This window comes from Kitasatospora sp. NPDC127067, assembly GCF_042724755.1.
GTDB classification, from domain to species: Bacteria; Actinomycetota; Actinomycetes; order Streptomycetales; family Streptomycetaceae; genus Kitasatospora; species Kitasatospora lactacystinica.
The window spans coordinates 1-1,953 of sequence record NZ_JBHXEM010000293.1 but is presented as its reverse complement, the minus strand read 5'-3'; the positions used below and the strand labels follow the sequence as shown (position 1 = coordinate 1,953).

At 72.7% G+C, this 1,953-nt stretch carries 2 protein-coding genes; both read left to right on the top strand.

Annotated features, from left to right (window positions below; genetic code table 11):
• Positions 1-156, top strand: a 156-nt coding sequence (locus tag ACFWJ4_RS41510) for a cold shock domain-containing protein (RefSeq protein ID WP_380554651.1), incomplete at its 5' end; no start/stop codon positions are given.
• A 372-nt stretch (positions 157-528) separates the two neighbouring features.
• Positions 529-1,953, top strand: a 1,425-nt coding sequence (locus ACFWJ4_RS41505; RefSeq protein WP_380554649.1) for a DEAD/DEAH box helicase, incomplete at its 3' end; no start/stop codon positions are given.

Genomic DNA, 1,953 nt, shown 5'->3' with positions numbered 1-1,953 from the left:
TTCATCGAGCAGGAGGGTGGCGGCCCGGACGTGTTCGCCCACTACTCGAACATCAACGCCAACGGCTTCCGTGAGCTGCTCGAGGGCCAGAAGGTGGAGTTCGACGTCACTCAGGGCCAGAAGGGCCCGCAGGCCGAGAACATCCGCCCGCTGTAATTCTTCTGCCACGGCACCCGCCAAGCAGCGAGGGGCCCGCACCGCGTACACAATGCCCGGTGCGGGCCCCTCGGCGTTGCCCCGGGCGCGCCCCCGGCCATCGGGCCCCCTGACAGGCACCGCCACCGGCGGTCGCCCCCACGCGAGACGCACAGCGCCGCGTTCCGAATCACCCCCCTGCCGTGACATCTCAATGCGAGGTCCTCGCTCCCGCCCATGCCGGTGGGCGCCGACCGCAGGTGGCGTGCCGCACGGTTGCACCGTCCACGCCCCACCCGTCACAGCTCTCGGCCCGTTCCCTTGCGGTCTCCGTCGGCGCACCGCGCCCCGGAGCCTTCCCCGTGACGTGCCGCCCCGAGGAAGGTCTCCCGCATGAACCGCTCCACTCGCTCCTCGTACCAGAACACCAACTCCCGTTCCGGCCGCGCCCACGGAACCCGCGCCGGTGGCAGCTCCTTCTACGGAGACCGGCCCTCGGGCGGCCGTACCGCCCGTCAGGGCTCCTCCGCCCAGCACGAGTTCGCAATGCCGGTGAGCACCACCCCGGCACTCCCGGCCGTCGAGGCGTTCGCCGAACTGGACATGCCCAAGGCCCTGCTCTCCACGCTGACCCGGCAGGGTGTCACGGCGCCGTTCCCGATCCAGGCCGCGACGCTCCCGAACTCGCTGGCCGGACGCGACGTCCTGGGCCGGGGCCGCACCGGTTCCGGCAAGACCATCGCGTTCGGCCTCGCCGTGCTGGCCCGCACCGCCGGCCGGAAGGCCGACCCCCGCCAGCCGCTGGCCCTGGTGCTGGTCCCCACCCGCGAGCTCGCCCAGCAGGTCACCGACGCCCTCACCCCGTTCGCGCACGCGGTACGGCTGCGGATGACGACCGTGGTGGGCGGGACCTCGATCGGCCGCCAGGCCCAGGCGCTGAACCGCGGGGCGGAGGTCGTGGTGGCCACGCCCGGCCGGCTCAAGGACCTGATCCAGCGCGGCGACTGCCGGCTGGACCGGGTCGACATCACGGTGCTCGACGAGGCCGACCAGATGGCCGACCTGGGCTTCCTGCCCCAGGTCACCGAACTCCTCGAACAGGTCGCCGAAGGCGGCCAGACCATGCTGTTCTCCGCCACGCTGGACCGCAACGTCGACCGCCTGGTGCGGCGCTTCCTCAAGGACCCGGTCACCCACTCCGTGGACCCGTCCGCGGGAGCGGTCAGCACCATGGAGCACCACGTACTGCAGGTGCAGAACTACGACAAGAACGCCACGATCGCCCACATCGCCTCGCGTGACGGCCGGGTGATCATGTTCATCGACACCAAGCACGGCGCGGACGGCCTGGTCGAGGCCCTGCTCGCGAACGGGGTCAAGGCCGCCGCCCTGCACGGCGGCAAGTCCCAGCCCCAGCGCACCCGCACCCTGGAACAGTTCCGCACCGGCCAGGTGACCGCGCTGATCGCGACCAACGTCGCCGCCCGCGGCATCCACGTCGACGGCCTCGACCTCGTCGTCAACCTCGACCCGCCGGGCGACCACAAGGACTACCTGCACCGCGGCGGCCGCACCGCCCGGGCCGGCGAGTCCGGCACCGTCGTCACCCTCGTCCTGCCCAACCAGCGCCGCGCGATGGCCCGCATGATGACCACCGCCGGCATCACCCCCGTCACCACCAGGGTCACCGCCGGTGACGAGGAGCTCGTCCGCATCACCGGCGCCCGGGTGCCCACCGGCGTGCCCGTCGTGATCCCCGACCCCGTTGTCGAGCGGCCGCGCCGCAGCACGTCCACCAGCCGGGGCCGCCGCGGCCGC